The 15,653-nt window shown below is 53.6% G+C and carries 12 protein-coding genes; all 12 read right to left on the bottom strand.

All coding sequences use genetic code 11. The features are described 5' to 3' along the window. Positions 1 to 8: 8 nt before the first annotated feature. Positions 9 to 839, bottom strand: a complete 831-nt coding sequence (gene rplB / locus GC56T2_RS00675; protein ID WP_144972376.1) for a 50S ribosomal protein L2 — start codon at positions 837 to 839, stop codon at positions 9 to 11. A gap of 35 nt (positions 840 to 874) precedes the next feature. Continuing rightward, positions 875 to 1,162 (bottom strand): 50S ribosomal protein L23, encoded by a 288-nt coding sequence (rplW, locus tag GC56T2_RS00670; RefSeq protein WP_144972374.1) that lies wholly within the window; start codon positions 1,160 to 1,162, stop codon positions 875 to 877. Next, on the bottom strand, positions 1,162 to 1,785 hold the full coding sequence (gene rplD / locus GC56T2_RS00665; protein WP_144972372.1) for a 50S ribosomal protein L4: 624 nt from the start codon (positions 1,783 to 1,785) through the stop codon (positions 1,162 to 1,164). The genes rplW and rplD overlap by 1 nt, the downstream gene beginning before the upstream one ends. 29 nt (positions 1,786 to 1,814) lie before the next feature. After that, on the bottom strand, positions 1,815 to 2,456 hold the full coding sequence (gene rplC / locus GC56T2_RS00660) for a 50S ribosomal protein L3 (protein ID WP_144972370.1): 642 nt from the start codon (positions 2,454 to 2,456) through the stop codon (positions 1,815 to 1,817). A 20-nt stretch (positions 2,457 to 2,476) separates the two neighbouring features. Continuing rightward, on the bottom strand, positions 2,477 to 2,785 hold the full coding sequence (rpsJ, locus tag GC56T2_RS00655) for a 30S ribosomal protein S10 (RefSeq protein WP_008881945.1): 309 nt from the start codon (positions 2,783 to 2,785) through the stop codon (positions 2,477 to 2,479). 439 nt (positions 2,786 to 3,224) lie between these two features. Continuing rightward, positions 3,225 to 4,412, bottom strand: coding sequence for an elongation factor Tu (gene tuf, locus GC56T2_RS00650; RefSeq protein ID WP_144972368.1), 1,188 nt, complete (start codon positions 4,410 to 4,412; stop codon positions 3,225 to 3,227). A 126-nt stretch (positions 4,413 to 4,538) separates the two neighbouring features. Then, a complete protein-coding gene (gene fusA / locus GC56T2_RS00645; protein ID WP_144972366.1) occupies positions 4,539 to 6,617 on the bottom strand; it encodes an elongation factor G in 2,079 nt (692 codons plus the stop codon). Positions 6,618 to 6,783: 166 nt separating this feature from the next. After that, on the bottom strand, positions 6,784 to 7,254 hold the full coding sequence (rpsG, locus tag GC56T2_RS00640; RefSeq protein ID WP_033021007.1) for a 30S ribosomal protein S7: 471 nt from the start codon (positions 7,252 to 7,254) through the stop codon (positions 6,784 to 6,786). A gap of 39 nt (positions 7,255 to 7,293) precedes the next feature. Continuing rightward, positions 7,294 to 7,716 (bottom strand): 30S ribosomal protein S12, encoded by a 423-nt coding sequence (rpsL, locus tag GC56T2_RS00635; RefSeq protein WP_011229616.1) that lies wholly within the window; start codon positions 7,714 to 7,716, stop codon positions 7,294 to 7,296. 91 nt (positions 7,717 to 7,807) lie between these two features. Then, a complete protein-coding gene (locus tag GC56T2_RS00630; RefSeq protein WP_144972364.1) occupies positions 7,808 to 8,056 on the bottom strand; it encodes a 50S ribosomal protein L7ae-like protein in 249 nt (82 codons plus the stop codon). Between the two features lie 132 nt (positions 8,057 to 8,188). Further along, on the bottom strand, positions 8,189 to 11,788 hold the full coding sequence (rpoC, locus tag GC56T2_RS00625; protein ID WP_144972362.1) for a DNA-directed RNA polymerase subunit beta': 3,600 nt from the start codon (positions 11,786 to 11,788) through the stop codon (positions 8,189 to 8,191). Between the two features lie 112 nt (positions 11,789 to 11,900). Next, positions 11,901 to 15,473 carry a DNA-directed RNA polymerase subunit beta gene (rpoB, locus tag GC56T2_RS00620; RefSeq protein ID WP_144972360.1) on the bottom strand — a complete coding sequence of 1,191 codons (3,573 nt, stop codon included), beginning with the start codon at positions 15,471 to 15,473 and terminating at the stop codon, positions 11,901 to 11,903. Between the last annotated feature and the right edge of the window lie 180 nt (positions 15,474 to 15,653).

Here is a 15,653-nt window from a genome sequence, read left to right as displayed (position 1 = left end):
CTCGTTCATTACTTCTTGCGGCGACGGATGATGAATTTATCCGATTTGTTTTTCTTTTTGCGCGTTTTGTAGCCAAGCGTCGGTTTGCCCCACGGCGTCATCGGCGATTTGCGTCCGATTGGTGCTTTGCCCTCACCACCGCCGTGCGGATGGTCAACCGGGTTCATGACCGAACCGCGGACTGTCGGACGAATGCCAAGCCAGCGAGCGCGGCCCGCTTTCCCGATGTTGACAAGCTCATGCTGCTCGTTGCCTACTTCGCCGACCGTAGCGCGGCATTTGCCTAAAATCATGCGCACTTCGCCGGAAGCAAGACGAACGATGACATATTTTCCTTCCTTCCCAAGCACTTGGGCTGACGTGCCGGCTGCGCGCACCAATTGCCCGCCGCGACCTGGTTTCAGCTCGATGTTGTGGACGAGCGTACCGACCGGGATGTTCTCAAGCGGCAGCGCATTGCCCACTTTAATGTCTGCGTCCGGGCCGGACATGATTTCCATGCCGACTTTTAAGTTTTTCGGCGCGATAATGTAGCGCTTCTCACCATCAGCATAGTTGATGAGCGCGATATTGGCGGAACGGTTCGGATCGTATTCGATCGTAGCAACGCGTCCCGGAATTCCGTCTTTGTCGCGTTTAAAGTCGATGATCCGGTATTGGCGTTTATGGCCACCGCCTTGATGGCGAACCGTGATTTTCCCTTGGTTGTTGCGGCCCGCTTTTTTCTTTAACGGAGCGAGCAGCGATTTTTCCGGCTGATCTGTCGTAATTTCCGAGAAATCCAGCACCGTCATGCCGCGACGGCCGTTCGATGTCGGTTTATATTTTTTAATCGCCATCGGAATGTCCCTCCTTCGTCACAAATATGAGTTCGTTACACTTCGAACAGTTCGATCTCTTTGCTGTCCTGCGTCAGCGTCACGATCGCTTTGCGGCGGCGGTTCGTATAGCCGCTGTAACGGCCGACGCGTTTAAATTTCCCTTTATAGTTCATGATGTTGACTTTTTCGACTTTGACGCCAAAAATTTTCTCAACGGCTTCTTTTACTTCCGTTTTGTTCGCTTTGACGTCGACTTCAAACGTATATTTTTTTTGCCCGATCAAGTCCATTGTGTTTTCCGTGATGATGGGGCGCTTAATAATGTCGCGAGGGTCTTTCATTATGCAAGCACCTCCTCTACCTTCTCCACGGCCGCCTTCGTAATGACGAGCTTGTCGTGATTCAGCACATCAAGCACATTGATGCCGCTAGCCGCCACCACTTTGACGCCCGGGATGTTGCGCGCCGACAAATACACGTTTTCGTTCAATTCGTCGGTGACAATGAGCGCTTTCCGGTCAACCGAGAGGTTATTCAAAATTTTTACCATTTCTTTCGTTTTCGGCGCTTCCAACGACAATTGGTCCAAGACAACGATGTCGTTTTCGAGCACTTTCGAAGATAAAGCCGATTTGATCGCCAAACGGCGAACTTTTTTCGGCAGTTTGTAGCTGTAGCTGCGCGGTACCGGACCGAAGACCGTGCCGCCGCCGCGCCATTGCGGAGCGCGAATCGAACCTTGGCGGGCGCGTCCTGTCCCTTTTTGACGCCACGGTTTGCGGCCGCCGCCGCTCACTTCAGCGCGGTTTTTCGTTTTGTGCGTTCCTTGGCGCATCGAAGCGCGTTGCATGATGACTGCTTCAAACAACACATGTTTATTTGGCTCAATCCCAAAAACGGCGTCGTTCAGTTCAATTTCGCCGACCGTCTGTCCGTTTTGGTTGTACAATGCTACTTTTGGCATTACGTAGTTCCTCCTTTCTTGGCCGGATGTTATTTCGCCTTCTTCGCCGCTTTCACAGCGCTTTTGACAATTACTAAGCCTTTTCTCGGTCCTGGCACATTGCCTTTAATGAGCAGCAAGTTGCGTTCCGGATCGACTTTGACGATTTTCAAGTTTTGGATCGTCACACGCTCGCCACCCATGCGGCCCGGCAAGTTTTTCGTTTTGAATACGCGGTTCGGCGCGATGGCCCCCATCGAACCAGGACGACGATGGTAGCGGGAACCGTGAGCCATTGGTCCGCGCGATTGGCCGTGGCGCTTGATGGCCCCTTGGAACCCTTTCCCTTTCGAAGTGCCTGTGACGTCAACGATGTCGCCTTCGCTGAAAATGTCCACTTTCACTTCTTGACCAACTTCGTATTCATCCACGTTGGCGCCGCGGATTTCGCGAATGAAGCGCTTAGGTGCCGTGTTTGCTTTGGCAGCATGGCCGATTTGCGGTTTGTTGGCGCGCTTTTCGCTAATGTCCTCAAAACCTAATTGAATCGCTTCGTAACCGTCGTTTTCGATCGTTTTCTTTTGCAAAACGACGTTCGGCGTCGCTTCGATGACAGTTACCGGAATCAAATCGCCGTTTTCCGCAAATACTTGCGTCATACCGATTTTTCTTCCTAAGATTCCTTTCGTCATTGGTCACACCTCCTAATCCATTAAAGTTTAATTTCAATGTCCACACCGGACGGCAAATCCAATCGCATTAACGAATCCACCGTTTGCGGAGTCGGATTGATGATGTCAATCAAGCGCTTATGTGTCCGCATCTCGAATTGTTCACGGGAGTCTTTGTATTTGTGAACGGCGCGCAGGATCGTATACACCGTTCTTTCTGTCGGCAGCGGAATCGGACCCGACACTTTTGCCCCAGAACGTTTTGCGGTTTCCACAATTTTCTCCGCTGACTGATCCAAAATTCGATGATCGTAAGCTTTTAAACGAATGCGAATTTTTTCTTTTGCCATTTGGTTTCCCTCCTTCTTCGCCTATTTTGAAAATAGACTTCTCCACGGAAATTTCCTGCACCCCGCCGTGGCAAAGCGGCCGGGTGTGTCAGCAACCTTCCGCTTCATCGCAGTCAAAGACCAACATTTGATATTATACTGGTATGTAAGGGAGATTGCAAGCCATTTCTTCGCTTTTCCCACACTTCTTCATTATACCGAGGCACCGGGCCGTTTTCAACATCGCCTCGGGAAAAGGAAAGATGGAAGGGGAGCACATGCAAGCACCGCGCTCGCTCGAGGAAAAGGGGTGAAGCAACGTTGGGGGCGCCGCTCTTTTGGCCAAACAGGCAAAAGAGGAAGGCTGATCGAAAAGACGCCGGCTTTTAAGATCGCACAACATGATAGAAAACGAAAGAGGGTGTCCCGATCGTTTCCGGACACCCTCTTTTCGCTTCAATTATTCAATGATTTGCGATACCGAACCAGCGCCAACCGTGCGGCCGCCTTCACGGATCGAGAATTTCGTTCCTTCTTCGATCGCGATCGGAGCGATCAGTTCAACCGTCATTTCGACGTTGTCGCCAGGCATAACCATCTCAACGCCTTCCGGAAGCGTGATGATGCCCGTTACGTCCGTCGTACGGAAGTAGAATTGCGGACGGTAGTTCGAGAAGAACGGAGTATGGCGTCCGCCTTCTTCTTTCGTCAAAACGTAAACTTGCGCTTTAAACTTCGTGTGCGGCGTGATCGAGCCCGGTTTCGCCAACACTTGACCGCGCTCAACTTCATCGCGCGATACACCGCGGAGAAGCGCACCGATGTTGTCGCCGGCTTCCGCTTGGTCGAGAAGCTTACGGAACATTTCTACGCCCGTAACCGTCGTCGATTTCGGCTCGTCGGAAAGACCGATGATTTCAACCGGATCGCCAACTTTCAACGTACCGCGCTCAACACGGCCCGTCGCAACCGTACCGCGGCCCGTAATCGAGAAGACGTCCTCGATCGGCATCATGAACGGTTTGTCTACTTCACGTTGCGGCGTCGGAATGTACTCGTCAACCGCGTTCATCAGTTCAAGAATTTTTTCTTCCCATTGCGGGTCGCCTTCGAGCGCTTTTAATGCCGAACCTTTGATGACCGGCACTTCATCGCCCGGGAAGTCGTATTCAGAGAGAAGATCGCGAACTTCCATTTCAACGAGTTCAAGCAACTCTTCGTCGTCCACCATGTCGCATTTGTTCAAGAACACAACGATGTACGGAACGCCAACTTGGCGGGAGAGAAGAATGTGCTCGCGCGTTTGCGGCATCGGGCCGTCCGCCGCCGATACAACAAGGATCGCGCCGTCCATTTGCGCTGCGCCCGTGATCATGTTTTTGACGTAGTCCGCGTGGCCTGGGCAGTCAACGTGCGCATAGTGGCGATTGTCCGTTTCATACTCAACGTGCGCCGTCGAGATCGTGATTCCGCGCTCACGCTCTTCCGGAGCCGCGTCGATTTGGTCGTACGCTTTCGCTTCCGCCTTACCTTGTTTGGCCAAAACCGTCGTGATGGCAGCTGTCAACGTCGTTTTCCCATGGTCAACGTGGCCGATCGTGCCGATGTTGACGTGCGGTTTCGTGCGTTCGAATTTCGCTTTAGCCATGAGAGATCCTCCTTAAAAATGAAAATATAATGGATATGGTTGGTTAAGTATAGGATGCTTGGGAACAAAATGTTCCCAAGTCTTACTTACATAAGTATTTATAGCGAAACTAGCAAAAGAAATCAATTATTCGCCTTTATTTTTTTTGATAATTTCATCGGCGATGTTTTTCGGAACTTCTTCGTAATGGTCAAACACCATCGAGAATGTTCCGCGCCCTTGCGTGTTCGAACGGAGCGATGTCGCATAACCGAACATTTCGGCCAGCGGCACCATCGCGCGAACGACTTGAGCGTTGCCGCGCGCTTCCATTCCCTCAACGCGGCCGCGCCGGGACGTGATGTCACCCATGATGTCACCAAGGTACTCTTCAGGGATGACCACTTCCACTTTCATGATCGGCTCCAACAGAACCGGGTCACACTTCGCAGCGGCGTTTTTCAGCGCCATGGAAGCGGCGATTTTGAACGCCATTTCGCTCGAGTCGACATCGTGGTACGATCCGTCGAACAATTTCGCTTTAATGTCGACAACCGGATAGCCGGCTAAGACGCCGTTTTGCATCGCTTCTTCCAGACCCGCTTGAACGGCCGGCACGTATTCTTTCGGAACGACCCCACCAACGATGGCGTTCTCGAATTCGAAACCTTTGCCGCGCTCGTTCGGCGAGAATTCGATCCAAACGTGACCGTATTGACCGCGGCCACCGGACTGACGGATAAACTTCCCTTCGACTTGCGCCGATTTGCGGAACGTTTCACGGTAAGCGACTTGCGGCGCCCCGACGTTCGCTTCCACTTTGAATTCACGGCGCATCCGGTCGACGATGATGTCAAGATGCAGTTCGCCCATTCCCGAGATGATCGTTTGTCCCGTTTCCGGATCGGTGTGAGCGCGGAATGTCGGGTCTTCTTCTTGCAATTTTTGCAACGCTTGGCTCATTTTGTCTTGGTCGGCTTTCGATTTTGGTTCGATCGCCACGGAAATGACCGGCTCTGGGAACTGCATTGATTCAAGGATGACGAGATTTTTCTCATCACATAGAGTATCGCCGGTCGTCGTGTCTTTTAAACCAACTGCGGCCGCAATATCGCCGGCATACACTTTCGAAATTTCTTGCCGGTGGTTCGCGTGCATTTGCAAGAGACGGCCGATCCGTTCGCGTTTGCGTTTCGTCGAGTTCATGACGTACGAGCCGGAATCAAGCGTGCCGGAATAGACGCGGAAGAACGTCAATTTTCCAACATACGGGTCGGTCATGATTTTGAACGCGAGCGCCGCAAATGGAGCGTCGTCACGCGCTTCGCGAGTCACTTCTTCTTCCGTATCCGGAACGACGCCGCGAATCGCCGGAATGTCTACCGGGGACGGCAAGTAGTCGACAACCCCGTCAAGAAGCAGCTGAACGCCTTTGTTTTTGAAGGCCGAGCCGCAGAAGACCGGGAAGAATTCCACGCTGATCGTCGCTTTGCGGATCGCCGCTTTCAGCTCTTCTTTCGTGATTTCTTCCCCTTCTAAATATTTCATCATCAGCTCTTCGTCAAGCTCAGCCACCGCTTCAATGAGCTTGGCGTGATATTCTTCCGCCATATCGCGGTAGTCTTCCGGAATTTCGATGCGCTCGATGTTTTTGCCGAGCTCATCGTGATAATGATACGCGCACATTTCGACAAGGTCGATGATGCCAGAAAACTGGTCCTCAGCGCCAATCGGCAGCTGCACCGGATGCGCGTTTGCTTGCAGGCGGTCATGAAGCGTTTTTACCGCATACAAGAAATCGGCGCCGATTTTGTCCATTTTGTTGACAAACACAATCCGCGGAACACCGTAAGTCGTTGCTTGACGCCAAACGGTTTCCGTTTGCGGCTCTACGCCGGATTGCGCGTCCAATACGGTAATCGCGCCGTCCAACACGCGCAACGACCGCTCAACCTCAACCGTAAAGTCGACGTGCCCCGGCGTGTCAATGATGTTGATGCGATGGCCTTTCCATTGCGCCGTTGTCGCCGCCGACGTAATCGTAATCCCGCGTTCTTGTTCTTGCTCCATCCAGTCCATCGTGGCTGCGCCTTCATGCACTTCCCCGATTTTATGAACGCGGCCGGTGTAGAACAAGATCCGCTCGGTTGTCGTCGTTTTCCCGGCGTCAATGTGCGCCATGATCCCTATGTTGCGAGTGTTTTCTAAGGAGAACTCTCTTGCCATAGCGGTTATTTTCTCCTTCCTTCAAAATAAAGTATAAACAAATGGCGCCGCCCTCTTTTCTTTCACAAAGCGGAACAGCCTTGCTGAAAAAAGCTGCAATATATAGGAAGATAGGTGAACAGGCAGCGATCGTGCCTTCTCACCTATTCCTTTTAAGCGGCGTTCCTTACCAGCGGTAGTGGGCGAAAGCTTTGTTCGCTTCGGCCATTTTGTGCGTGTCTTCGCGTTTTTTCACCGCTGCGCCCGTGTTGTTGGCAGCGTCCATAATTTCGTTTGCCAAGCGCTCTTCCATCGTTTTTTCATTGCGAAGGCGGGCGTATTGCACGAGCCAACGCAGGCCGAGGGAAATGCGGCGGTCCGGACGGACTTCGACCGGAACTTGATAGTTCGCCCCACCGACGCGGCGAGCGCGCACTTCCAACACCGGCATGACGTTTTTCAACGCTTGCTCAAACACTTCCATCGGATCTTTACCCGTGCGTTCACGGATCATATCAAACGATGTATAAAGAATTTTTTGTGCTTTCGATTTTTTGCCGTCAACCATAATTTTATTGATCAGACGGGTAACCAGTTTGGAATTGTAAATCGGATCCGGCAATACGTCACGCTTAGCAACAGGGCCTCTACGTGGCATAGTGTTTCCTCCCTTCAGGAAAACATTCTCTTCATTTCATTATTTTTTCGCTGCTTTTGGTTTTTTCGCTCCGTACTTCGAACGACCTTGCATCCGGTTCGCTACGCCAGCGGCATCAAGCGCGCCGCGGATGATGTGGTAGCGCACCCCTGGCAAGTCTTTGACACGTCCGCCGCGGATCAACACAACGCTATGTTCTTGCAAGTTGTGGCCAATCCCCGGAATATAGGCCGTCACTTCAATGCCGTTCGTCAGGCGGACACGGGCGTATTTCCGAAGCGCCGAGTTCGGTTTTTTCGGCGTCATTGTGCCGACACGCGTGCATACGCCGCGTTTTTGTGGAGACGATACGTTCGTTTGCTCCTTTTTGAAGCTGTTGTACCCTTTGTTCAACGCAGGGGATTTCGATTTGACCACTTTTTTCTCGCGTCCTTTGCGGACCAATTGGTTGATTGTAGGCATGAAAAGCTCCTCCTTTCGCGTGTTTTAAGCCCACATATCCAGGTGGTTCATCCTTTATGCAAACAAAGGTTTAAAGGCAAAAGAAAAGCGCTTAGCGAAGAATCGCCACCGCGGCCGCGCCGACCTGAATTTTGCAAGCTTTGCCGAGCTTTTTCATCGAATCGACTTTCGTGACCGGCACATTCGCCTCATTGGCGGCCGTCGTCACTTGCTCGATGATCGGCAAGTCGGCATCCATCGCCACGATCACTTCTGCCGCTTTCCCTTCCTTTAAAGCCCTTATCGTTTGTTTGGTTCCAATCACAATTTTCCCAGCCTGTAATACTTTTTCATAAGACATGTAACATATCCTCCAAAGTACCAGGTTGTTGGAACACCTTTATTAGACTACCATTTTCTTTGGTGATTGTCAACAGCATTTTGCATTCGGTGCCGCCGCTAAGGATGACCTTAGCGGGCGGCGCCGTTTACATTATTTGGACGAAACCGGGTCGCCGGCCGTTTCTTTCTTGATGGCCGGTTTTACGTTGCGATAACGGGCCATGCCGGTTCCGGCCGGGACCAATTTTCCGATAATGACGTTTTCCTTCAAGCCAAGGAGCTCATCGCGTTTTCCTTTGATGGCTGCATCCGTCAAGACGCGCGTCGTTTCTTGGAACGAAGCAGCCGACAAGAACGAATCGGTCTCCAGCGAGGCTTTGGTAATGCCAAGCAGCACTTGACGAGCCGTGGCCGGGCGTTTTCCTTCGCGCAGAGCTTGGGCATTGACGTCTGTAAATTGATGAACGTCCAACAGCGTGCCCGGCAGCACGTCGGTGTCTCCGGCATCAATGACGCGCACTTTGCGCAACATTTGCCGCACCATGACCTCAATGTGCTTATCGCTGATTTCCACCCCTTGCATCCGGTATACTTTTTGTACTTCGCGGAGCAAGTATTCTTGGACGGACGTGATGTCGCGCACGCGCAGCAGCTGTTTCGGGTCGACCGAGCCTTCCGTCAGCTCTTGGCCGCGTTCGACACGCTGCCCTTCTTCGACTTTTAGCCGTGCGTTGTACGGCGCTACGTACGTGCGCGTTTCCACCTCGCTTTGGACGACGATTTCATATTGGTTGTCGCGCGTTTCGTTAATTGAAATAACCGTGCCGTCGATTTCCGAAATCACGGCTTGCCCTTTCGGATTGCGGGCTTCAAACAGCTCTTGCACCCGCGGCAACCCTTGGGTGATATCATCGCCGGCGACGCCGCCTGTATGGAACGTCCGCATCGTCAGCTGCGTGCCCGGCTCGCCGATCGACTGAGCGGCGATGATGCCGACCGCTTCGCCAACTTCGACGTCCATGCCGGTCGCCATGTTGCGGCCATAACATTTTTTGCAGACGCCATGGCGCGTGTTGCAGGCGAAGACGGAGCGAATCCACACTTCCGTTATGCCGGCTTTCACGATCTCATTGGCGATATCTTCGGTGATCATCTCGTCTTTGCGAACGATCACCTCTCCCGTTTCCGGATGGCGCACCGTTTTATGCGCATAGCGGCCGACAAGCCGTTCCTCGAGTTTGACCACCACTTCTGTGCCGTCGGTCAGCGCCCGCGCCAAAATGCCGCGGTCGGTGCCGCAATCTTCCTCGCGGACGATGACGTCTTGCGCCACGTCGACGAGGCGGCGCGTGAGGTAACCCGAGTCGGCTGTTTTGAGCGCCGTATCCGCCAACCCTTTCCGCGCGCCGTGTGTGGAGATAAAGTATTCCAATACCGTCAAACCTTCACGGAACGACGACTTGATCGGCAGCTCGATGATCCGGCCGGCCGGGTTGGCCATCAAGCCGCGCATCCCCGCAAGCTGCGTAAAGTTCGAAGCGTTCCCGCGGGCGCCGGAATCGCTCATCATAAAAATCGGGTTGCGCTTGTCGAGCGATTTCATCAGCCGGTCTTGAATTTTGTCTTTCGCCGCGCTCCAGATGGAAATGACGCGCTCATACCGCTCTTCGTCGGTAATCAATCCGCGGCGGAACTGCTTCAAAACCGTATCGACTTTCGTTTGTGCTTCATCCAAAATTTCTTGTTTTTCCGGCAAAACGACGATGTCAGCGACACCGATCGTGATGCCCGCCTTCGTCGAATATTGGAAGCCGAGGTCTTTCATCCGGTCAAGCATTTTCGATGTTTCAGTGATTTTGAAACGCTTGAACACTTCAGCGATAATTTGCCCGAGCACTTTTTTCTTAAACGGCGGGACAGGCTCGCGCTTGCGAATCTCTTCGCGCACGTTGACCCCTTTGTCCAAGAAGTACTTATCCGGCGTCCGCCCTTCAATGTTTTCCGTCGTCGGCTCGTTGATGTACGGGAACGACTTCGGCAAAATTTCATTGAAAATAAGCTTGCCGACGGTCGTCAGGAGCAGCTTGCTGTTTTGTTCCTCAGTAAATGTTTCGTTTTTCAGCGAGCCGGCATGAATGGCGATGCGCGAATGGAGATGGACGTAACCGTTATGATAAGCAAGCAGCGCCTCGTCCGTGTCTTTGAACACCATACCTTCGCCGATGGCCCCTTCGCGCTCCATCGTCAAGTAGTAGTTTCCTAAAACCATGTCTTGCGATGGGGTAACGACCGGTTTGCCGTCTTTCGGGTTCAAAATGTTTTGCGCCGCCAACATCAACAAGCGCGCTTCGGCTTGCGCCTCAGCCGACAACGGCACGTGCACAGCCATTTGGTCGCCGTCGAAGTCGGCGTTGTACGCCGTACAAACGAGCGGATGAAGACGGATCGCCCGCCCTTCGACAAGCGTTGGCTCGAACGCCTGAATGCCGAGACGGTGCAGCGTCGGGGCGCGGTTTAACAGCACCGGATGTTCTTTAATGACATCTTCGAGCACATCCCATACTTCCGGATGAACGCGCTCGATTTTCCGTTTCGCACTTTTAATGTTGTGCGCCAAGCCCCGCTCGACAAGCTCCTTCATAACAAACGGCTTAAACAGCTCAAGCGCCATTTCTTTCGGCAAGCCGCATTGATACATTTTCAAGTTCGGGCCGACGACAATGACGGAACGGCCGGAATAGTCGACCCGCTTGCCGAGCAAGTTTTGCCGGAAGCGGCCTTGCTTCCCTTTCAGCATATGAGAGAGCGACTTTAACGGACGGTTCCCGGGACCCGTCACCGGGCGGCCGCGGCGGCCGTTGTCGATCAACGCATCGACGGCCTCTTGCAGCATCCGTTTCTCGTTTTGGACGATAATGTTCGGTGCGCCGAGGTCGAGAAGCCGTTTCAGCCGATTGTTGCGGTTGATGACGCGGCGGTACAAATCGTTTAAGTCCGACGTCGCAAACCGACCGCCGTCAAGCTGCACCATCGGGCGCAATTCCGGCGGAATGACCGGCAGCACATCAAGCACCATCCACGCTGGATCGTTTCCTGAACTGCGGAACGCCTCAAGTACCTCCAGGCGCTTAATGATGCGGGCGCGCCGCTGACCTTGCGCCGTTTTCAACTCCTCTTTCAGCGCGTTGACTTCTTTATCCAAATCAATGTCTTGGAGCAGTTTTTTGATCGCCTCCGCCCCCATCGATGCTTGGAACGATTGGCCGTATTTTTCGCGATAGGCGCGGTACTCTTTTTCCGACAGCAGCTGTTTTTTCTCAAGCGGTGTATCGCCCGGGTCGGTGACGACGTAGGAAGCAAAATAAATCACTTCTTCAAGCGCCCGCGGCGACATGTCAAGGACGAGCCCCATTCGGCTCGGGATCCCTTTGAAATACCAAATGTGCGACACCGGGGCGGCGAGCTCAATATGGCCCATCCGTTCGCGGCGGACTTTTGAACGCGTCACTTCGACGCCGCAGCGGTCGCAGACGACGCCTTTGTAGCGAACGCGCTTATATTTGCCGCAGTGGCACTCCCAGTCTTTCGTTGGGCCGAAAATGCGCTCGCAAAACAGGCCGTCCTTTTCCGGCTTCAGCGTCCGGTAGTTGATCGTCTCCGGCTTTTTCACTTCGCCGTACGACCAAGAACGAATTTTTTCTGGGGAAGCGAGCCCGATTTTCATGTACTCAAATTTATTGACATCCAGCAAGGGGTATACCTCCCTTATTTGATCCGTCGGTTTTGCTCCATGGCTTGTTTGCCGTCCATCCGCTCGAACGGCCGGCGGCGGGGAATCTCCCCGCCTAACCGTCATGACCGCTTCACTCTTTCGTCACGACATCTTTTTCTTCGTCAGCTTCTTCCGCTTCAACCGGCTTGACGTCGGCCATAATGGCGTCCGGAACATGGTCGTCATCGTCATCAAAGTGTTCCATGTTGATTTCTTGCTCGTCGCTCGTCAAAATCGTGACGTCCATGCCCAAGCTTTGCAATTCCTTAATCAACACTTTAAACGACTCCGGCACCCCCGGCTCAGGGATATTCTCCCCTTTGACGATCGCCTCGTACGTTTTGACGCGGCCGACGACGTCATCGGACTTGACAGTTAGGATTTCTTGCAGCGTATAGGCGGCTCCGTACGCCTCAAGCGCCCATACTTCCATTTCGCCAAAGCGCTGGCCGCCAAACTGCGCCTTACCGCCAAGCGGCTGTTGCGTGACGAGCGAATACGGGCCCGTCGAGCGAGCGTGAAGCTTGTCGTCCACCATGTGGGCGAGTTTGATCATGTACATAATCCCGACTGACACGCGGTTGTCAAACGGCTCACCGGTGCGGCCGTCATACAGCACGGTTTTCGCATCGCGCGCCATGCCGGCCTCTTCGAGAATGTTCCATACATCCTCTTCCGTTGCGCCGTCAAAGACCGGAGAGGCGATATGCAAACCGAGCTTTTTCGCCGCCATGCCGAGGTGCAGCTCAAACACTTGCCCAATGTTCATCCGCGACGGAACGCCGAGCGGGTTTAGCATGATATCGATCGGGGTTCCATCCGGCAAGAACGGCATATCTTCTTCCGGAAGAATGCGGGAAATGACCCCTTTGTTCCCGTGGCGACCAGCCATTTTGTCACCTTCAGAAATTTTCCGCTTTTGCACAATGTAAACGCGCACCAATTGGTTGACGCCTGGCGGAAGCTCGTCGCCGTCTTCGCGGTTGAACACTTTGACATCGAGGACGATGCCGCCGCCGCCGTGCGGCACGCGCAATGACGTATCGCGCACCTCGCGCGCTTTTTCCCCGAAGATCGCGTGCAGCAGCCGTTCTTCAGCCGTCAGTTCGGTCATCCCTTTTGGCGTCACTTTGCCAACGAGCAAGTCGCCGTCCTTCACTTCTGCACCGATGCGGACGATGCCGCGTTCATCCAAGTTTCTCAGCGCGTCTTCACCGACGTTCGGGATGTCGCGCGTAATTTCTTCCGGGCCGAGCTTCGTGTCGCGCGATTCGGCTTCGTATTCTTCGATATGAATCGACGTGTACACATCTTCTTTGACGAGCCGCTCGCTCATAATGATGGCATCCTCATAGTTGTAGCCATCCCATGTCATGAAGGCGACGAGTACGTTGCGGCCAAGAGCGAGCTCGCCTTTATCCATCGACGGACCGTCAGCCAAAATCTCGCCTTTCTCGACAATGTCGCCTTTTTTCACAATCGGCCGTTGATTGTAGCACGTGCCTTGGTTTGAGCGCACAAATTTCAGCAGCCGATATTTATCTAAATCACCCTTGACTTCTTTGCCGTCGACTTCAATGAGCCGGCGCACCCAAATTTCCTTCGCCTCCACACGTTCGACAATGCCGCGGTGCTTGCAAATGACCGCCGCGCCGGAGTCTTTCGCCGAGACGTACTCCATGCCCGTGCCGACGATCGGCGCTTCCGGCTCGAGCAGCGGCACCGCTTGGCGCTGCATGTTGGCTCCCATCAACGCGCGGTTCGAGTCGTCGTTTTCCAAAAACGGAATGCAAGCGGTCGCGGCCGAAACGACTTGTTTTGGCGAAACGTCCATGTAGTCGACGCGGTCGCGCTTGACAACGATGTTTTCGCCGCGGAAACGGGCAACGACGTTTTCCTCTAGGAACGTCCCGTCTTCGGCAAGCGGCACGTTCGCTTGCGCCACAACATAGTTATCTTCTTCGTCCGCCGTCAAATAATCAATATGGTCGGTTACTCTCCCTGTTTCCGGGTCAACGCGTCGGTACGGCGTCTCAATAAAGCCGAACTTGTTCACTTTCGCGTAGGTCGACAACGAGTTGATGAGGCCGATGTTCGGACCTTCCGGCGTCTCGATCGGACACATCCGCCCGTAGTGCGAATAGTGAACATCGCGCACCTCAAACCCGGCGCGCTCGCGCGTCAATCCGCCAGGGCCAAGCGCGGACAGGCGGCGCTTATGCGTCAGTTCGGCCAACGGGTTCGTTTGATCCATGAACTGCGACAGCTGCGAGCTGCCGAAAAACTCTTTGATCGACGCAATGACTGGCCGAATGTTGATCAACTGCTGTGGTGTAATCGTATTTGTATCTTGGATCGACATGCGTTCGCGCACGACGCGCTCCATACGCGATAGGCCGATGCGGAATTGGTTTTGCAGCAGTTCGCCGACCGAACGGAGGCGGCGGTTGCCTAAATGGTCGATGTCATCCGTATCGCCGACGCCGTGGAGCAAGTTGAAGAAATAGCTGATCGACGCAATGATGTCCGCCGGCGTAATATGTTTCACATCCTCAGCAATAAAGCCGTTGCCGATGACATTGATCACTTTGTCGCCATCTAAATCGTTCGGGGCGTAAATTTTGACCGTCTGCACGGAAATGTCGCCGTCCGCCACCCCTTCAACCGGTCGGTACGTTCGCAAACCTACACCTTTTTCCAAATACGGAAGGAGCCGGTTCAGCGTCCGACGGTCGATCATCGCTCCCGCTTCCGCAATGACCTCCCCGGTTTCCGGGTCGGCGATCGTCTCAGCGAGCCGCTGATTGAACAGCCGGTTTTTAATATGAAGCTTTTTGTTGATTTTATAGCGTCCCACGCTGGCCAAGTCGTAGCGTTTCGGGTCAAAAAAGCGCGACGCCAGCAAATTTTTCGCGTTCTCAAGCGTCGGCGGCTCCCCTGGACGGAGGCGCTCATAAATTTCGATCAACGCCTTTTCTGTGCTGTCGGTATTATCTTTTTCGAGCGTATTGCGCAAGTATTCATTGTCGCCAAGCAGATCGATGATTTCTTGGTCGGAGCTGAACCCGAGCGCACGAAGAAGCACCGTCACCGGCAGTTTGCGGGTGCGGTCGATACGCACGTAAACGACGTCTTTCGCATCGGTTTCGTACTCAAGCCATGCGCCGCGGTTCGGAATCACCGTCGCCGAGTAGCCGCGCTTGCCGTTTTTGTCCACTTTGTCGCTGTAGTACACGCTTGGTGAACGAACGAGCTGGGACACAATGACGCGTTCCGCTCCGTTGATGATAAACGTCCCGGTTTCCGTCATGAGCGGAAAATCACCCATAAACACGTCTTGTTCCTTCACTTCGCCCGTTTCTTTATTGATCAGGCGAACTTTGACGCGAAGCGGAGCCGCATATGTAACATCGCGTTCTTTCGCCTCTTCCACCGAGTATTTTGGCTCTCCTAAACTATAGTCGATAAATTCAAGCGAGAGATTGCCGGAAAAGTCTTCGATCGGGGAAATTTCCTTGAACATTTCCCGCAGCCCTTCATCGAGAAACCATTGGTAAGAGGACGTTTGAATTTCAATCAAGTTCGGCAATTCCAGCACTTCGCTAATGCGTGCGTAGCTTCTGCGTTGGCGGTGTCGCCCGTATTGAACCAGTCGGCCTGTCAAGAGTGATTCACCCCTCAAATGTAGACATTATGAAAACCGGAACCGGAACGTGGTCGCCAACGGATCGGAAGGGACATAAAAACCATCCCTATCAGTTGGCCCGCTCCGTCATTCCGGGGCAAAGCAGGCATGCTTGCGGCCGGCCCCCGCCGTCCGGGCGGAAACGGCTTTGCTTGCGTG

Source organism: Geobacillus sp. C56-T2 (assembly GCF_007829715.1).
GTDB classification, from domain to species: Bacteria; Bacillota; Bacilli; order Bacillales; family Anoxybacillaceae; genus Geobacillus; species Geobacillus icigianus.
This window is presented reverse-complemented; position numbering and strand designations above follow the sequence as displayed.

What these genes read in the sequence shown, in the direction of transcription:
- rplB (WP_144972376.1), bottom strand. Translation starts at nt 839, where the DNA reads ATGGCGATTAAAAAATATAAACCGACATCGAACGGCCGTCGCGGCATG.
- rplW (WP_144972374.1), bottom strand. Translation starts at nt 1,162, where the DNA reads ATGAAAGACCCTCGCGACATTATTAAGCGCCCCATCATCACGGAAAAC.
- rplD (WP_144972372.1), bottom strand. Translation starts at nt 1,785, where the DNA reads ATGCCAAAAGTAGCATTGTACAACCAAAACGGACAGACGGTCGGCGAA.
- rplC (WP_144972370.1), bottom strand. Translation starts at nt 2,456, where the DNA reads ATGACGAAAGGAATCTTAGGAAGAAAAATCGGTATGACGCAAGTATTT.
- rpsJ (WP_008881945.1), bottom strand. Translation starts at nt 2,785, where the DNA reads ATGGCAAAAGAAAAAATTCGCATTCGTTTAAAAGCTTACGATCATCGA.
- tuf (WP_144972368.1), bottom strand. Translation starts at nt 4,412, where the DNA reads ATGGCTAAAGCGAAATTCGAACGCACGAAACCGCACGTCAACATCGGC.
- fusA (WP_144972366.1), bottom strand. Translation starts at nt 6,617, where the DNA reads ATGGCAAGAGAGTTCTCCTTAGAAAACACTCGCAACATAGGGATCATG.
- rpsG (WP_033021007.1), bottom strand. Translation starts at nt 7,254, where the DNA reads ATGCCACGTAGAGGCCCTGTTGCTAAGCGTGACGTATTGCCGGATCCG.
- rpsL (WP_011229616.1), bottom strand. Translation starts at nt 7,716, where the DNA reads ATGCCTACAATCAACCAATTGGTCCGCAAAGGACGCGAGAAAAAAGTG.
- GC56T2_RS00630 (WP_144972364.1), bottom strand. Translation starts at nt 8,056, where the DNA reads ATGTCTTATGAAAAAGTATTACAGGCTGGGAAAATTGTGATTGGAACC.